Here is a 15907-nt window from a genome sequence, read left to right as displayed (position 1 = left end):
GTCGTCTAATTGCTCCTTATCGAAATGGATGGATGCCAATGTAGTCCATCTCATGCGACAGATGCAGGAGGCTCCTCATGGGGATAGTGCTAGCAAGCGATGGGACTGAAATCTTCTACAAGGACTGGGGTCCCAAGGATGCGCAACCGATCTGCTTCCACCATGGGTGGCCTCTCTCCGCCGACGATTGGGACGCGCAGATGCTCTTCTTTCTCGACAAGGGCTTTCGCGTAATCGCGCATGATCGGCGGGGGCATGGGCGCTCTGCACAAGTTTCATCAGGCCATGACATCGATACCTATGCCCGTGACGCGGCTGCGGTGGTCGAGTCCCTCGATCTCAGAAATGCGGTCCACATCGGCCATTCGACAGGTGGTGGAGAGGCTGCCCGCTATGTAGCGCGTTACGGTGACGGTCGCGTCTCCAAGGCTGTGCTAATGAGTGCAATCACACCCCTCATGGTCAGAACGTCTTCGAATCCCGACGGCTTGCCGATCGAGGTTTTTGACGGGTTTCGCGCGGGTGTCGCGGGCAATCGCTCCCAATACTACCTCGAGATCGCGAGTGGGCCCTTTTATGGTTTTAATCGCGACGGTGTCGAGCCGGTGGAAGGTGTCATCCTCAATTGGTGGCGTCAGTCGATGATGGGCGCGGCCAATGCACAATATCTGGGTATCAAGGCGTTCTCTGAAACTGACCAGACAGAAGACTTGGAAGCAATCACAGTGCCTGTGTTTGTGATGCACGGTGACGACGACCAAGTGGTCCCGATTGCGGACAGCGCAGAAAAGGCGATCAAGTTACTCAGGCAAGGCGAACTCAAGATTTACGAGGGCTTTCCACACGGAATGCTGACGACGCACTCCGATGCGATAAACGCGGACATTCTCGACTTCATCCTCAAATGAGCCACATAAATCAAGGAGGCCGAGCGAAATGACAAAACGCCTCGAACCAAGTGAGCATACACCCAATCTCGTCAAGAAGATGGTTGATTTGGCCATAGCTGTGCGCAGCAGCAGTCTGGAGGACAGCCTGATTACGCTGGTCGAAATTCGCGCATCGCAGCTAAATGGCTGCGCTTATTGCCTCGATATGCATGTCAAAGAAGCGAAAATCGCGGGCGAGCGTGAACTCCGGCTTCTGCACATCCCGGTGTGGCATGAGTCCACACTGTTCAGCGAGCGGGAGCGGGCAGCGATGCGATGGACCGAAGTTCTCACTCGGATCCCGCAGAAGGGAATATCGAATGAACATTGGGATGCAATCAGCGCAGAATTCTCTGAGCAGGAAATCGCTGAGCTGACCTACCTTATCATGGTGATTAACGCCTGGAATCGGCAGGCGATTGCGTTCCGCTTTGAACCCGGATCAACCGACCGGCTTTATGGTCTGGATAAGGCTGGCTTGGCCTAGATCTTTTTTTCTTGAGGAAAATGACATGTCGCGGCTGCTTCTCCTTCACGCCAGCCCACTGGGATCTGAGGCGCGAGGGTCAACCATTGCGTACCAAGCCTGCAACGCCTGGCAGTCGCAAAATCCACGCGCCTCCATCGTGGAGCGCGATCTCAACAAACTGGCATTGGAGCCATTACAGCGCGGGTATGTTGAGGCGATTGTAGACGGCAGCCCGCATCACCACGACGACTTCACGCTGTCTGAAGAACTGATCCAAGAGCTGGAAGCTTGCAGCCGGCTGGTCATTGCAACGCCTATGCACAACTTCACCGTGCCGTCGTCGCTCAAGCTGTGGATAGACTATGTTTTGCGCCACGGCCGCACGTTCACCTACCAAAGTGGCCGCAAGGTCGGCTCGCTGCAAGATAAGCCCACGACAGTGATTGTCACATCCGGTGGCATGGTGACCGGCGCGGCAGCATCGCAACCGGATCACCTGACGCAATATCTGCGTGATGTTTTTGGAACGATGGGGATAAGCAACGTCCGCTTCGTTTATCTCGAAGGTATGGCTCGGCTCGACGTCGCGATGGACATGCTTGAAGCAGGGCGCCGCGCGCTGGCTACCGATCCGTTGTTCGCTGGTTCGGTCTAATGATCGGGGGCGAGGGCGACCTGCCGGGGCGGGAAGCACTAGCCCTTCTCAGCGCGACGATTAGCGCAAATTCGCGGACAAAGAGTGTCCGAGTTTTTAAATTGACCAACTTAACTCGGACTGTCATTATCCGCGTTATGGCTCATATTACAACCAGTGTCGAATACGCGATTCACGGCCTCATGTGGCTAGTTGATCAAGAAGCTCAGTCGATGTCCAGTCGCGAGATAGCCGAATTGCAAGGCATTTCGCCGAGCTTCCTGGCCAAGATATTCCCCAAGTTGGAGAAAGCTGGCATTGTCGAGGCCCGCGAAGGTGTGCGCGGCGGCTACCAGCTCGCACGTCCCGCAGATCAGATTACCTTCCTTGAGATCGTGGATGCAGTTGAGGGAAGGAAGCCACTATTCGACTGCCAAGAAGTTCGTGGTCGATGTGCTTTGTTTTCGGGCGAGAAGCCATCATGGGCGACGTCAGGTACATGTGGAATTCATGCGGTGATGCTCGCGGCCGAGCAGGCCATGCGACAATCACTAGCACGGCAGACATTGGGAAAAGTCAGCGAGCACTTCAATCGTAAGGTGCCAGGCACTTTCCACGAGAGGGTGCGTGAGTGGATCGGCGAAAAGGAAAGTCAGCGCACTTCCCGTTCGCAATCCCTGCGGCCGCCGAGCACCAGTCCGACCTAACGCAGACGAGAAGAAACGCTTAGGCCTTTAATATTCGGCCACCGATCAAGCGTCACCAACCAAATCCATTCGAAATGACTTCTCGGATTCCTGCTGGACAGCCCGGGAAGAAGCCGGGCGCGTGTCGCGCGTCGCGGAATGGTCCCTACTGTCCGGCTCAAAGATAAAGGAAGCTCTCATGTCAAAAAAATGCATTCTTATTGCCGGCTCCGGATTCGCCGGCTTGTGGGCCGCGATCTCGGCTGCGCGAGCGATCGAACTCACGGATAAGCAAGATGAGGTTGAAATTGTGATGGTCTCTCCATCGCCGACTCTGGCCATCCGGCCACGGTTGTATGAGGCAGTGATCGAGAACATGAATCCTAGTATCGCGGAGATTCTCGATACCCTCGACGTGCGTCACATCGCGGGTGTCGTTCGTGACATTGATGCGGATGGTAAAACCGCGGTAATTATCCATAACGATGGCACGAGCGAAACGGTCGGATATGATCGCTTCGTACTGGCGACTGGCAGCAAGCTCTTCGCCCCGTCTATTCCCGGCCTCGACGAGTACAGCTTTAACGTTGATACCCTGCCAGCTGCCGAAAAGCTTGAAGCGCATCTCCAGTCGCTGGTAGATGAACCCCCAAGTGAAGCGCGAAATACAGTGGTGATCGCTGGCGGTGGCTTCACTGGTATCGAGGGTGCGACCGAGATGCCAGAGCGTTTGCGCTCCATCCTTGGTCGTGACGCGTCGGTGCGTGTCCTTATCGTCGATCCGGCTGAGCAGATCGGGAAGGAAATGGGCGATCAGGTTGTGGAGGTCGTGGAGCAAGCCCTTGATGAGCTCGGCATCGAAAGTCGATCGGGCGTTCTAGTCTCAGCCATAGAGAAGGACTCGGTCACGCTTTCGAGTGGCGAGGAAATCCCGGCACGCACAGTTGTCTGGAGTGCCGGTATGCGCGCCCATGAGTTGACGGCGCAGGTACCGGGCGAAAAGGACGAGTTGGGCCGCGTTGTTGGGGATGAGTTCCTTCGTGCCCCGGCAGCGAGGGGGATCTTCGTGACGGGAGACACGGTTAAGGCCGCGACTGACGACGTCGGTAATTACGCGGTCATGTCCTGTCAGCATTCACTCAGCTTAGGCCGCGTCGCAGGACACAACGCGGCAGCGGAATTGGTCGGTCTGGAACTCCATCCTTATAGCCAACCAAAATACGTTACGTGTCTCGATCTGGGGCCGTGGGGAGCTCTGCTCACGGAGGGCTGGGATCGCCAAGTCCAAATGAAGGGAGCAGATGCCAAGAAGGTTAAGGAGGAGATCAATCGGGTTTGGATCTACCCGCCCGAGGCCGATAAGAATACCATGTTTGCCGTAGCGAATCCCGATCACGTGATTGTTCCCTAACGGCAGCTCTCAGCTCAAGGCCCTCGGCTTTGCTAAGCAAGGTCGGGGGCTGAGCGAGAGACAGAGCTCAGGAGCGTCAGTGAGGGGTTTGAATGGGGGAGCGGCCACTTCATTTGGGGCTCAAGAAATGCCTCTTGCTAACCTTATAAATGCCAGGTTTGTATAAGCCCATTTACACTGCCGACGGCGCCGTATCACCACACCACCGAGCGCATTTTTAAGACTTCAGCTCATTGGCTGCCGCACAAAAAGCGTGCCGCGCGTTTCGCGCCAATAGTTTACAACAAAATGAGTAGGGCGATCGTCTCCCTAACCTATCTCACTTACCTTGCTGAGGCACATGCGCTGGACCAAGTCCTTTGGACCAGCAACCTTACATTCTACTCGATGATTCCTGCACCGCTTTGCTTCAGCCGCGCGTAGCGTAGCCGCTCCTACCCACTGTTTGAAAGGACGGTCCTCCCTTGAAAAGGTCGTGTGTAAAGCGGTCAAATATTAACGCTACAAGCGGCGCTTGCCATACGGTCATCATCCGGTGATCAGACCACAGTAGCCAAAGCAATGAGCGCTGAAATTGGTGAGCGAAACATTGGAGGTGGCTCTACCTAGCTAACATGATCGTAGAGTTTGAAGTTACAATAAAGCCAGAAAACTTGGAAGATGCGCCCGTCGCGATAGCCGGCCACAAGTTTCTTCCCACCAAAACGGAAAGCAATGAGATCGCTTATCCTCGGTTACCGCAGTAGATAACTTTGCTTTGATCGCACCCCTTGGGATCTTCTCCGTTCTTAACTCGAGTCGAGGTGCGTAATTGATCTCTGTTCTTGGCGGTTGTCATTGTATGTGGGGCTTTAGGTGTCCCATGGCATAGCGATCAATCTATCTTCAACCGCCCTCCATTCGGAGGGAGCGTATCCCGGATCAACATGCAGTTCGATCCTAAGGCTGAAATAGCTAACGAAGGTTTCGTCTTCCAAAGTTTTGTATTTCACCCTGCCCATCAACCAGCATGGACTAGAAGGGAATTCAGCTACACCCAAATGTGGCGACTCTTCTTCACTGAGGCTAGGAACAAGAACTGGCTTGCAGATAAGTTGTTCTGGTTTCGGCAACCAGTGGCGGATATTGGAATATTGCCAGCCAATCTCTATGACGCGGCAAGCGCTTTCGCCCCGGTTGTCGAGCTTAAGTCGAAAACCATTGTAGTTCTTCCCGACTTCGGACTGATTCCCTTCATAAGTGAAACTGGCATTCTTGATGCGAAGGTGAGCACGCTCTTTTGCAATGAAGGAGCGAAGTGTTTTGCGGCTGCTTTCAGCGGCTACGTTGGTGGCGCTCCAAGTGCGCCATATCAGCCAAATGCTAAAGCCCCCCAAGACAATGCCGATAGCTGCTGCGACCCCCATAATCCGGGTCCACCAGGCCATTATCCTTTGGGTCTTCAAATCCTCACGATCATAATAGGATTGATTGAGGGCTTTAGGCTCCAAGTCTCGTGCTAACGAAAGAGCGCCCCCGCCGACATGTGAGGCTGGGCTTGGGGGTTGGGCGGTATCCTCGGCTGTGCTGCTGGCAGCGTTCCACTCATTTTCTGGCTTTGGGAAAAAGCCCAAATATGCTCCGCTTCCAAAAGCGGTGAACAGAGCGGCTAGTCCTGCAAGTGCGGTGAGGACACCCCTATTGCCGTAAGACATTAAACCAGAAGCACCGCTGTCAATTTACCCCGGCTGATCTTGTTTCTTATATTCGGCTCAGAGTCCATCATACCTATGTCCATCAACTTCTCGACCAGTTCGGCATAGATGACATTCCGTCGCTTTAGTCCTGCTTTCAGGAGGCCTTCCACTCGGTCCTCCCATTCCTTTTCCTTTACGGTCATTTGCCGTTTCTGTGATTCCGAATATATCTCGACCAGCTCTATGTCTGGCACGAGCATACGCACGGATGCGTTCATGTGGTCCATGTCGATGGAACGCTTGCAGTAGCTGATCCTGCAAAGCGTCGATCTGTCCGGCGAGTTCGGCTTGCTTGTCACGTAGGGAGGTGATTGCGTGCGTTGTGACCATGCACGATACATAGCGATATGCACGCGATGCCATAAGGCTGCTATTTGGTCCGTTTGCTACATGATGCCGTTTAGGTCATTTTCATGTCTGTGATGATTCGACCTTCCTCAACATAAGGCTGACAAGCGCCACCGCGATGAGAAAGGTCATCGTGACGAGCCCGGCTAGGCCGTAACTCTTCCATGCCACTACGATAGCCGCGAACAGAGCTACGCTCACGGTCAATAGGGTCAGCATGTACGTGCCTCGTGCATTGTCATCGAGTTTCGATTGCTGGCATTCCTCACGTAGGGCCTGACGTACGAGTTCGGCATGCACACAAGTATAGCCGACCGCGAACAGGTCATCTAGAGCCTGACCCTCCACAGGGAGACCGAACCGCATGGTTATCGCGAACCGACGCAGCGCATCCAATGCTGGATCAGCCAGCGAATTCGATGGCTTGAGACCGCTAAGACGGTCAATTGAGGCTTGAAATTCTGACCGCTTCGCAAGCGTGAGGATGTGATCACCGCGAGAAAGCGAAATCGTTGCCTTTTCAAGATCGGTTAGCACGATTTTGGTTTTCTTGATTGAAGTCAGTTCCGCGCAAGGCACGGGGCGCGTCCCGCTTCTCATCGATGTCGATGCGATGGATGGCATGGATTGGCCTCCTGAGCGCGACTCTCCTCGGAGGGAGAGCCGCGAGTAGGTGAACTGCGCCCCGTCGGAAGCAGTCATCAGAAGTGATATGCCAGCCCGATGAGGGCCTGATGACGCTCGAACTTCTCGCCGTCGCCGCCGAGGTCGCTGTATCGATATTCGATACGGGTCGAGATGCGGTCTGCAATCATCCGCTCGATACCGCCGCCTATCGACCAACCATCGAAGGTATCCTTGTCGTAGGCGACGTTTGTTGCATCGGATCGGGTCACGCCCGCGCGCAGATTCTCGTAGCCCCCGCGCAAATAGAGCAGTGTGGCATCGTTTACCAGGTAGCCAGCACGTGCGCCAACATCGAAAGAATATTTCGGATCGAAACCTGTCGGGATCGCAGTGGTGCCGCCGATGAAGGCATCGTCAATCCCAAGGTTGAAGGACCCTTCCAGCGAGAGTACGAGTTTGTCCGTGGGTTTGAGGTTGTAGCCCGCGAAGATGCCAGTCGTAGCTTCATCGTGAGAGTTATCGATGACGACCGGCCCGATACTGGTGTTGAGGGTATCGACCTTGTTCTGGCTCCAACCTGCCTGGACGCCGACATACGGCCCATCAAAGTTGTCTGCGAAAGCCGGACTGGAGGCCAGTGCCCCAGCCAGAATGGCGAGAGAGGGGACGATTCTGATCATTTGGTTACCTTCCTGAGTCAACTGCCCGCCCAAACGAAATTCAGTGATAGGTTGGGTGAGCTGGTCTTTCTCAGATAGGCGGAAACTGGAGCCGCGATTATCGACCGGATGTGCACAACTTTGGTGGCGAAAATAGCGTAATTGTCAGTCTCGCTCCAGAATCGAGCATACCTAGCCGTTAGCATAACCCAGCGAGCTACAGATCTTATAGTGCGACCATTCTGCTTTGGGCAAAAGGGACTGGCGAAGCGGCTCCTCCGACGTGATCCCAACCTCAGCTTCGCCCGCCTTTGTAAGGCGGCACTGTGACGGGCTGGACCGCAAACTGCCCCCCTCCCTCCCAGGTCCAGCCCGTCATCTTTTGCGACCGAGGGGAGGGTGGCCGTCTACGCGAGAGAACGATACCTTCGGGTTTTCGGGCGTTGACCCTCGGGCCAACGATTGCTGGGCAATCGGGATCGCGTGCTAAGCTAGAACAATCACCTTCTTCCGTGTTCGAGCGGCCATTCGCTTAACGTAATGAGATGAGAGTATTCCCTGTCCACTCGTGACTCAAATTCCAAAGACGCTCAGCTGCTTCATCGTCCACCGCCCATTGGGAGACACCGGGAGATCCTGGTTCCCCCTCATGGATTTGGGCCACGTTGCAGTCTTCGCAGTAGAGCCCGCCCGAGCCTTCAAGTAGCGAACTCGTCGCGCACCAAAGGGCTGTTGCAGCGCCTTGTTGGGGTGTTTTCAAGCCTGCTGCCGGATCAATCCGGGGATTGCCCTGGTTGTCATAAGCATCGAAACCTGAAACCTCTTCTGCAGAGAGGTGGCGGGCCAGACGTGTCAATATTTGTCCAGGATGGAGCGAGTAGGCACGTACGCCTTCGTTAGCTCCGCGTCTATCAAGTGCCACAGCGAACAAAGCATTAGCTGTTTTAGCTTGGCCGTAAGCGAGCCATTTGTCGTACTGGCGTTGGCGAAAATCAATATCGTCAAAGACAACGGGTGAAATCTGGTGCCCTCGCGATGAAACTGAAATAACACGTGCGCCCCGTCTCGCGAGGCCAGGCCATAGTGCGCAGGTCAGGCGAAAATGACCTAGGTGGTTCACAGAAAATTGACCTTCATGGCCATGCGCGTCGCGAAAGAGCGGCGTAGCCATGACGCCAGCATTATTGATCAACAAATCGATTGATTTCCGCGTAGCCAGCACTTCGTTGGCGAACTCATCGATTGAAGTCGCATCAGAGAGGTCGATGTGCATGCACTCGACCCTTTGGAGGTCTTTGGTAGCCTCTTGAGCGCGGAGGGTGTCGCGTGCAGGAACGATGACGTCGGCTCCCGCTGCACAGAGCGCACGTGTCGTCTCCAGCCCAAGGCCAGAATAGCCGCCGGTGACGATTGCTGTCTTATGAGAGAGATCGACCCCGTCGACGACGTCGAGCGCAGTCGAGAAGGCATCAAATGGCGAAGATATCGGATGTTGTTTCTTTAGCATGTCGAGAAATTTAGGTGGTCCGCGTGGACTTTGGAGTGCAATTCGTCCAAAAAATTGGCGTGATCGTCCAAAAACCATCCAATGATCCTCTCTCCGACGTCGCCAGTCTTGTCCAATTGCGAGGGCGGAGTTCTGTTCGCCTGGAGATTGGAAACGAGTGGGCAATGCGCTTCGTCCCGGAAGCCTCGAAACTCAATGTGATCCAGCAAGGTGAGTGCTGGGTAGAGATCGAAGGCATGAGTGAAAAAATGTCTGTTGGCGACTGCCTTTTCGTCAAGGCAGGCGTTCCCTTCGTCCTAGCCAGTGATCTCGTGATTGATCCGGTAAATGCATCGGAGTTCTTCGCCGAACCAGAGAACGCGAGGCTCAACTCTAACATCTCTGACGTGGTGATTTTGGGTGGCAGTTTCGAATTCGAAGCCGACCATGGCGATGTTCTGACCGAGATTCTTCCTGATTATCTCGTCATTAAGAAAAATCATGCCGAATCTTCGATCTTGGCAGGCCTGCTGGCCCAGCTAGACAACGAATGGCGCGCTGCCCGCGCTGGTTCACGCGCGATTTGCGACGACCTCATTCGTCTCATCTTTTTCCACGCCTTGCGTATTCATTTCGAACGGTCACCCCATCTGGCGCCCGGATGGTTTGCTGCAATTGTCGAGCCTGGGCTGGGTGCCGCTATGGCTGCCATTCACTCCGACCCGTCACATCACTGGACGGTGAGCGAATTGGCGAGGATTGCTGGAAAGTCTCGCTCAGCATTTGCTGAACGGTTCGTGGCGGTCGTCGGAGTAGGGCCCGTCACGTATGCTTCAGATTGGAGATTGCGCTTGGCCGCAGTTATGCTGACCAGAAGCAAGAAGTCGGTGACGTTTGTCGCTAGAGCATTCGGTTATCTCTCTGACAGTGCTTTTGGAACAGCCTTCAGGCGTAAGTTTGGTGTGAGCCCTGGCAGATATTCGCGGCAGAGCACAAACCGAGTGGCAACTCGCAGGTAAGGCGGAGACCTCTACCATCGTATAGGTGCGGCTACACCAGTTAACACTCAAAATTGTCGTTCTCTAAAAGTAGAGGCTCTACAGTCTGTCTTCGGTGATCCCTATTGTCCTTCGCTTGCTCTGTTTTGATCCGATCAGGTGCGAAATAGAGTTCCTTGCCGGCGACACCCGGTCTGCGCTTAAAGGTTAAGGTTTATGCGGCCAAAAACTGTTTGGCGAAAGCCTGAGACGAGCTCTATCGACTACCGATTGTCGGATCGTCGTCTCGACTGTTCTCATGGGCTCTGCCACTGCGCGCGGCGCTGCGTTGCTAAACGACGCGATGTATTTGCGGTGTGAGCCGATTGCCGGATCTCGAAGCTTGGGCTGCATTTGCTAAGGTCGTTGAGAGAGGCTCCTTTGCCCAAGCGGCCGAAGACCTCGGTGTATCGAAAACTACTGTTTCGAAAATGATCACGCGCCTCGAAGAACGCATGCGAGCCAGCCTTCTTCACCGCACCACCCGCAAGCTTTCCCTTACCGAAACCGGTCGTTTGTCCCTCGAAAGAGCCCAGCGAATTTTGGCAGATGGCGCTGCGATCGAAGCGGATATTCTGGAGGAAGCAGCGGTGCCGCGTGGCACGGTGCGAATGGCTTGCGCCACGGGCCTCGGCGTGCAGGCCCTGTCCCCGGTACTTCCGGAATTTTTACATTTGTATCCGGATGTAATTGTCGACCTAAACCTATCTGAAGACGAAATCGACATCGTTTCCGAGGGCTACGACCTCGTTATTCGAATCGGAGAGAGCCCCGACTCAACGATGCGCGCCAGTCGATTGTTCTCTTTTCGCCGTCCGCTCGTGGGCGCCCCTCACCTGATCGAGCGCATAGGGGTGCCTGATCATCCGGCAGACCTGGCGAAATATCCCACAATTGTTGCGACGAACGTTTCCTGGGGTCGCACATGGGAATTCACCTCTCAAGACGGTGAAAGCGTTTCGACGACTGTGAACGGTGTCTATCGGGTGAATCACGCGGCTGCGGTGGTGGATGCCTCGGTCGCGGGTATCGGCCTTGCTCTGGTCCCAGAGTTCTTCATGTGGCAGCAGTTGCGCGATGGACAACTGACGGAGCTTCTGACTGGGTGGTCCGCCCCCTTGGTTTCGGTCTATATGATGACGCCGCCTGGGCGGGCTCGCCCGGCCAGAGTTCGCGTGCTGATGGAATTTCTAAGAGATCACTTCGCTGGACAAGCGTGGGCGGTAGGGATTGAATGCTAAATCCGCTGGACCCCCACCGAAATAGTGCTGTTGGTCGCACTGACCAAGGGGCAAATGCGACGGGCTTCGCTAACAATTGAGTCAAACCGGTCATTGCCGTGTTCAGGCAGATCAAGCGTAAGTGAAACCGAAAGTTGCCAGCTCGCGCCCTCATGCTCAGTCAGATCGACTCTGGCGGTGACGTTGGCATCGGGAGGGATGGAATGGCCGGCGCGTGTGCCCGCTTCGCGGACAGCGCAAAGAAAGCTGGAAGCGTATGCTGCAGCGAGCAATTGTTCAGGATTGGTCCCGCTGCCGCCATTGCCACCCATGGCTTCCGGCGATGATAATTCAGCGCGCAAGCGACCATCGATGCTGCATACCGAGCCCGACCTGCCGCCCAGCGCGGTCGCCTGCGTCGAATAAAGCAATCTCATTTCTGCCGTACTCCTGTGGAGCCTTCGACCGAGGAATAGCCGCCGCCAAGGCTCTTGATGAGGGCAACGTCAAGGATGAAAGCTCGTGAGCGAAGGCTGGATAGCACACGCCTACGTGCGAGCAGTCCATCTTCTATTGTGAGGACACTCTGGTAGTTGCTAGCGCCAGCTTTGTACTGAGCGAGTGCGAGAGCATATGCCCTTTCGCTTGCAGCGGCAGCGGTCGAAGCATGATCGATTTCAATGGCAAGTTGATCGATGCTAACCGCGACATCAGCGACTTCGCGCAGAGCTTGGGTTAATGTCTCGTCGTATAAGGCGACAGCAGCATCATAGTCTGCGCGCGCTCCTCGAAATTCTGCCTTGCGACGCCCGCCATCGAAGATTGGAAGGCTGATGGCCGGCCCGATGGCTCCGTTGTCCGCTCCGGCACTCAGCAAATTGCCGATCCCCAGTGCCTCAAAGCCGAGGAGGCCGAGGAGATTGATATTTGGATAAAACTGCGCCCTAGCCACGCCAATGCGATGACCTGCCGCGTCAACACGCAACTTTGCGGCCGTTAGATCAGGACGACGACCGAGCAGTTCAGCGGCCAAGTTTTCGGGCAACCCGAATGCGTTGGGGACGGAGCCTTCAGGCATAGCGATTTGCAGACCGCGATCTGGCCCTGCACCGACAAGTGCGGCGAGGCGATTTCGCAGAAGTCTGATCGTTTCGTCGATTTGCGCCAATTCCGTACGCGCGGCTGCTGGGGCGGCTTCGGCATCTGCCAACTCACTCTGCGAGTCCATCCCTTGCTGAACCCTCGCGCGAACAAGCGCGAGACGCTTTTCTCTGAGGGTTATCGAAACTGCAAGTATATCGCGGTCGACCTTCGCTTTCGCAAGATCAGCGTAGGCTGTCGCCACCGAGGTCGAAATAAGTAGGCGCGCGGAGGCTGCGTCTGCACTCGCCGCCTCTGCTTCAGATGTTGCCGCCGCCAGCAAAGCCCGGTTTTTGCCCCAGAAATCTAGATCCCACGACAGCCCCAAACCAATGCGACCGTAGTCATTATAGCCTCTCCTTTCAGAAGAGACCGGGATCCCTACTTCGCTACTGGGCTTGTTAAGCGAAACTCCTCCGTCCACCTTGAGTGAGGGCACGGAACTGGCTCTGGCCTTGCCTAGCAACGCATCGGCCTTTCGCAATCTTGCGGCTGCCAATGCCATCGTGGGGGCATTCTGCAAAGCTTCGTTGATCAAAGCATCGAGTTGCGGATCAGCGTAGGCACGCCACCAGCCATCCGCTGGCCATGCGCTGGACGATGCATCGAACGACCTTGAACTGTCGAGCTCCGTCGCAGAAAGGGGCTCTGGTCTCACGCCTAAGTCCGGCGGAGTCATGCAGCCAGCGAGAGCTAGCGGCAGCAAGAACGGACTGAAGGCTGCTAAGCGGCGCATCACATTGCTTTCCCGCAGGAGAACGATCCACCGCCCAGCAACCACGAGATCAATCCACCATGCGATCGCCCGTCCGTGTGCGATCCGATCGCAATTCTCGGCGTGACTGACATTCCAATAGCGAGCCGATCCATTTCTGGCTGATGGTCGTCCAAGAGGATCCTCACGGTGAAACGGCGCACAATCTTCGTGAAGTTTCCAGTAGCATTATCGGGCGGGATCACTGCAAATTCGGATCCGCTCGCCCCTTGATAGCCCTCGACAGTGCCGCAGAATGGGCGGCTTGGGATCGCATCTACATCAATTTCGACCCGATCCCCTTTGTGGACTCTGCTAAGCTGTGTTTCACGCAAGTTGGCCTCAATCCATAATCCGGTCGTAGGAGTGATCGCTAAAAGACGTGTACCCGGGTTGACGAATTCCCCGACACGTACGTTGCGCGCGGCGACCCGCCCTTCGCGAGGAGCCCTTACAGTTGTGCGCACCAAGTCGGCTCTGGAGCGGCGCAGACGCGCCTGTGCGCTTGTCAGCTGAGCCTGAGCCGTGGAACTCTGCGCATCAAGCACTCCGATTTGCTTTTTAGCGATCTCCGCCTGCGCGCGTGCCTGAGCAACCGCCGAGGCTGCCTTCGTGCGTTGCTCTGCCACACCTTCGACCTGCTGGGAGCTAACTGCACCGATCTCAACGAGTGAGTTGTTGCGGGCCAGCTCGCTAGCGCTCTTACGATCAGTGGCAATAGCGGACGTGACGCCTGCCTCCGCAGCGCGAATCTGCGCCCGCTGCAAGGCGTGTTGAGCGGCAATCTGCTGAACACTGGCCCGCGCCTGTTCCAAGGCAGCGCGAGAGTCTTGCATAGCAGATGTGTAATCAATTGGATCGATGCGTAACAACACATCGCCCTTTGAGACCTTTTGGATATCCTCGATCAGGATTTCCTCGACGTAGCCAGGCACTTTTGACGATACGAATGTGATGTCGCCTTTCACGTAAGCATTGTCGGTCTCGACGTACGCTACCAACCCCGGCCCCTCCCGATAGGCCAACGCAACGGCCCCCACCGCCAGCAATGAGAAGCACAACGCACGCGCTACGCGTCGGCTCGCGTGAGGGAGAGCCTTCGACGGCGCGGCGGTCATATCTCCTTCGGCGGGAGGAGCTTGCGTAGTCATGCGGAAACCCTTGTTGCGGAGGTTTTAGCCTCACTAGGAATAGGTGGGAGGACCCAGACGAGGAGTGCGCCCAGCGAAAGCGTAAGAGCGGTGATTGTCAGGGCGTCGGAAAATGCGAGTGCAAAAGCCTGCTGACTGGCGGCGCGTGCCAAGGAAGCAAGGCTAGAGGCTTGAACACCGGCTGGGTCAGAAGCAAATCTTGCAAAACCATTTGCGGTCGAAATGAGGCGGTCAGCAACTTGAGGGTCTGTAACGCCAAGAGCAACGCCCATCTCTGCCGAATGCAGCTTCTCTCGCTCGACCAACAAGTGTGAGAGCGTGCTCGAACCGGCCACGATTCCAAACACACGGGCTAGGTTGAAAAAGACCCCAATCGTAGGACCGGTTTGGATGTTGGCGCCAAAGATGGCGAACTGAAGCACCGCGACGCTGAAAAAGCCCATTCCTAGGCCAGAGATGAGGGCCGGCCGCCAGAGTTGCTGGGCCGCCCATTGGGAATTGAGCCCTACACACTGCCAAGCCGCTACCGAGAAACACGCGAGCCCGACCGACATCAGCCATCTGCCGTCATATCGCCGCAACCAATAGTGGCCAACAGCCAGGGCCAATCCCGTAGCGGGGACCATCACGAGCAGTACATTGCCCACTTCCGCGGCACGAAAGCCCTGCAGTCGTGCCAAGAACTGGGGTACTATGAGAAGGACGAACATCTGACCAAACCTGAAGAAGATCGACAGGATGATCGCCCAGGTGAAGCTCGGAGTTCGGAAGACTGAGAGGTCGAAGATCGGTCGACTAGCGTTTCGCAGTCCCAATAGTCCTTGGGCAGATGCGACCAGACCGCCGACGATCAGGGCTGGTACCCACCAGCTCTCGAACCAGAAATGCCGCTCTCCCTCCGATACGGCGAAAAGTACCATGCCTAGACCCACCGAAAGGAGGCTCCAAGTGGTCCAATCGGCGGTTCGCACTAAGGCAGGGTTGCCTCTCTCCTTGGGCAAGGCGCGCATAGCCGCCCCGACATACGGCACGGTCAGTAGCGTCTGTACCCAGAAGAGCGAACGCCATCCCAGATGGTCGACCAAGAAACCGCCGACACTTGCAGCGGCCCCAAAAAGGATCGAAGTAGTACCCGCAAAAACGATCAACCAGCTGAAGCGTTGGATGCCGGGGCGCATGGTGGTCATCACGAGAAGCATCAGCATGAACGGCAGGATGCCCCCAAAAAAACCTTGGAGCAGTCGGGCAAAGAGCATCCAGGGAAGGTTGGGCGAGATAGCGCAAGCGAGTGAAGCGAGCGCAAAACCGGCACCCGACAATGCCATTATCCGCCCCCGACCGAGACCGAAGGCGAGGGTAGGCGCGATGAGAAGACCGGCCACCGCTCCCACGTTCTGCATAGTGTTTACTAGAGCGGCACTATCCAACGAAACGCCAAGCCCGCCAGACACATCGCTCAACGACAGAACTGTCACGACGGGGAACAACGAACCGACGAGCGCTCCGTACGCAGCTGTCGCGAGCGCGATGGTCGGAGGGCCCTGAGTTTCGAGCGTTGCTCGCACGCTGCGGGCTTCAAGAGGTTGCGGTTCTGACACGCATTCCGGGATAAACTCGCCC

General features: G+C 56.0%; 16 protein-coding genes. 7 read left to right on the top strand and 9 right to left on the bottom strand.

What is annotated here, in order from left to right; all coding sequences use genetic code 11:
* Positions 1-77: 77 nt before the first annotated feature.
* The 5 genes from K3177_RS15050 to K3177_RS15030 all read left to right on the top strand — a co-directional run bounded on the left by K3177_RS15050 (position 78) and on the right by K3177_RS15030 (position 4129).
* Positions 78-908 carry an alpha/beta fold hydrolase gene (locus K3177_RS15050; RefSeq protein WP_221598892.1) on the top strand — a complete coding sequence of 277 codons (831 nt, stop codon included), beginning with the start codon at positions 78-80 and terminating at the stop codon, positions 906-908.
* A gap of 28 nt (positions 909-936) precedes the next feature.
* Positions 937-1416 (top strand): carboxymuconolactone decarboxylase family protein, encoded by a 480-nt coding sequence (locus K3177_RS15045; protein ID WP_221598891.1) that lies wholly within the window; start codon positions 937-939, stop codon positions 1414-1416.
* A gap of 25 nt (positions 1417-1441) precedes the next feature.
* Positions 1442-2053 (top strand): FMN-dependent NADH-azoreductase, encoded by a 612-nt coding sequence (locus K3177_RS15040; protein ID WP_221598890.1) that lies wholly within the window; start codon positions 1442-1444, stop codon positions 2051-2053.
* A 137-nt stretch (positions 2054-2190) separates the two neighbouring features.
* The gene (locus tag K3177_RS15035; protein ID WP_221598889.1) at positions 2191-2739 is read left to right on the top strand and encodes an RrF2 family transcriptional regulator; all 549 of its coding nucleotides are present in this window, start codon (positions 2191-2193) and stop codon (positions 2737-2739) included.
* A 178-nt stretch (positions 2740-2917) separates the two neighbouring features.
* Entirely contained in the window at positions 2918-4129 is a 1212-nt protein-coding gene (locus K3177_RS15030) for an NAD(P)/FAD-dependent oxidoreductase (RefSeq protein WP_221598888.1), read from the top strand.
* Positions 4130-4980: 851 nt separating this feature from the next.
* Here the strand turns inward: K3177_RS15030 and K3177_RS15025 are convergent.
* The 5 genes from K3177_RS15025 to K3177_RS15005 all read right to left on the bottom strand — a co-directional run bounded on the left by K3177_RS15025 (position 4981) and on the right by K3177_RS15005 (position 9006).
* On the bottom strand, positions 4981-5823 hold the full coding sequence (locus K3177_RS15025) for a hypothetical protein (RefSeq protein ID WP_221598887.1): 843 nt from the start codon (positions 5821-5823) through the stop codon (positions 4981-4983).
* On the bottom strand, positions 5823-6092 hold the full coding sequence (locus tag K3177_RS15020) for a DUF6471 domain-containing protein (RefSeq protein WP_221598886.1): 270 nt from the start codon (positions 6090-6092) through the stop codon (positions 5823-5825). Before K3177_RS15020 ends, K3177_RS15025 begins: the two co-directional genes overlap by 1 nt.
* 184 nt (positions 6093-6276) lie before the next feature.
* Positions 6277-6837, bottom strand: coding sequence for a hypothetical protein (locus K3177_RS15015; RefSeq protein WP_221598885.1), 561 nt, complete (start codon positions 6835-6837; stop codon positions 6277-6279).
* Positions 6838-6914: 77 nt separating this feature from the next.
* Positions 6915-7520, bottom strand: coding sequence for an outer membrane protein (locus tag K3177_RS15010; RefSeq protein WP_221598884.1), 606 nt, complete (start codon positions 7518-7520; stop codon positions 6915-6917).
* Between the two features lie 511 nt (positions 7521-8031).
* Positions 8032-9006, bottom strand: a complete 975-nt coding sequence (locus K3177_RS15005) for an oxidoreductase (protein WP_221598883.1) — start codon at positions 9004-9006, stop codon at positions 8032-8034.
* A 23-nt stretch (positions 9007-9029) separates the two neighbouring features.
* On the opposite strand from K3177_RS15005, the gene K3177_RS15565 reads away from it, so the two are divergent.
* Entirely contained in the window at positions 9030-10004 is a 975-nt protein-coding gene (locus K3177_RS15565) for an AraC family transcriptional regulator (RefSeq protein ID WP_221598882.1), read from the top strand.
* Positions 10005-10339: 335 nt separating this feature from the next.
* Positions 10340-11263: a LysR family transcriptional regulator gene (locus K3177_RS14995; RefSeq protein WP_221598881.1), complete on the top strand. Its 924-nt coding sequence runs from the start codon at positions 10340-10342 to the stop codon at positions 11261-11263.
* On the opposite strand, the gene K3177_RS14990 is transcribed toward K3177_RS14995, so the two are convergent.
* The 4 genes from K3177_RS14990 to K3177_RS14975 form a co-directional block, all read right to left on the bottom strand.
* Positions 11260-11679 (bottom strand): Ohr family peroxiredoxin, encoded by a 420-nt coding sequence (locus tag K3177_RS14990; protein ID WP_221598880.1) that lies wholly within the window; start codon positions 11677-11679, stop codon positions 11260-11262. The genes K3177_RS14995 and K3177_RS14990 overlap by 4 nt on opposite strands.
* On the bottom strand, positions 11676-13118 hold the full coding sequence (locus K3177_RS14985) for an efflux transporter outer membrane subunit (protein WP_221598879.1): 1443 nt from the start codon (positions 13116-13118) through the stop codon (positions 11676-11678). Before K3177_RS14985 ends, K3177_RS14990 begins: the two co-directional genes overlap by 4 nt.
* On the bottom strand, positions 13118-14137 hold the full coding sequence (locus K3177_RS14980; RefSeq protein WP_221598878.1) for an HlyD family secretion protein: 1020 nt from the start codon (positions 14135-14137) through the stop codon (positions 13118-13120). Before K3177_RS14980 ends, K3177_RS14985 begins: the two co-directional genes overlap by 1 nt.
* A gap of 146 nt (positions 14138-14283) precedes the next feature.
* Entirely contained in the window at positions 14284-15852 is a 1569-nt protein-coding gene (locus K3177_RS14975) for an MFS transporter (protein WP_345725421.1), read from the bottom strand.
* Positions 15853-15907: the final 55 nt, after the last annotated feature.

Source organism: Qipengyuania pacifica (assembly GCF_019711555.1).
GTDB lineage: Bacteria > Pseudomonadota > Alphaproteobacteria > Sphingomonadales > Sphingomonadaceae > Qipengyuania > Qipengyuania pacifica.
Note: the sequence above shows the minus strand (reverse complement) of the source record. Positions and strands in the feature narration are given on the sequence as shown.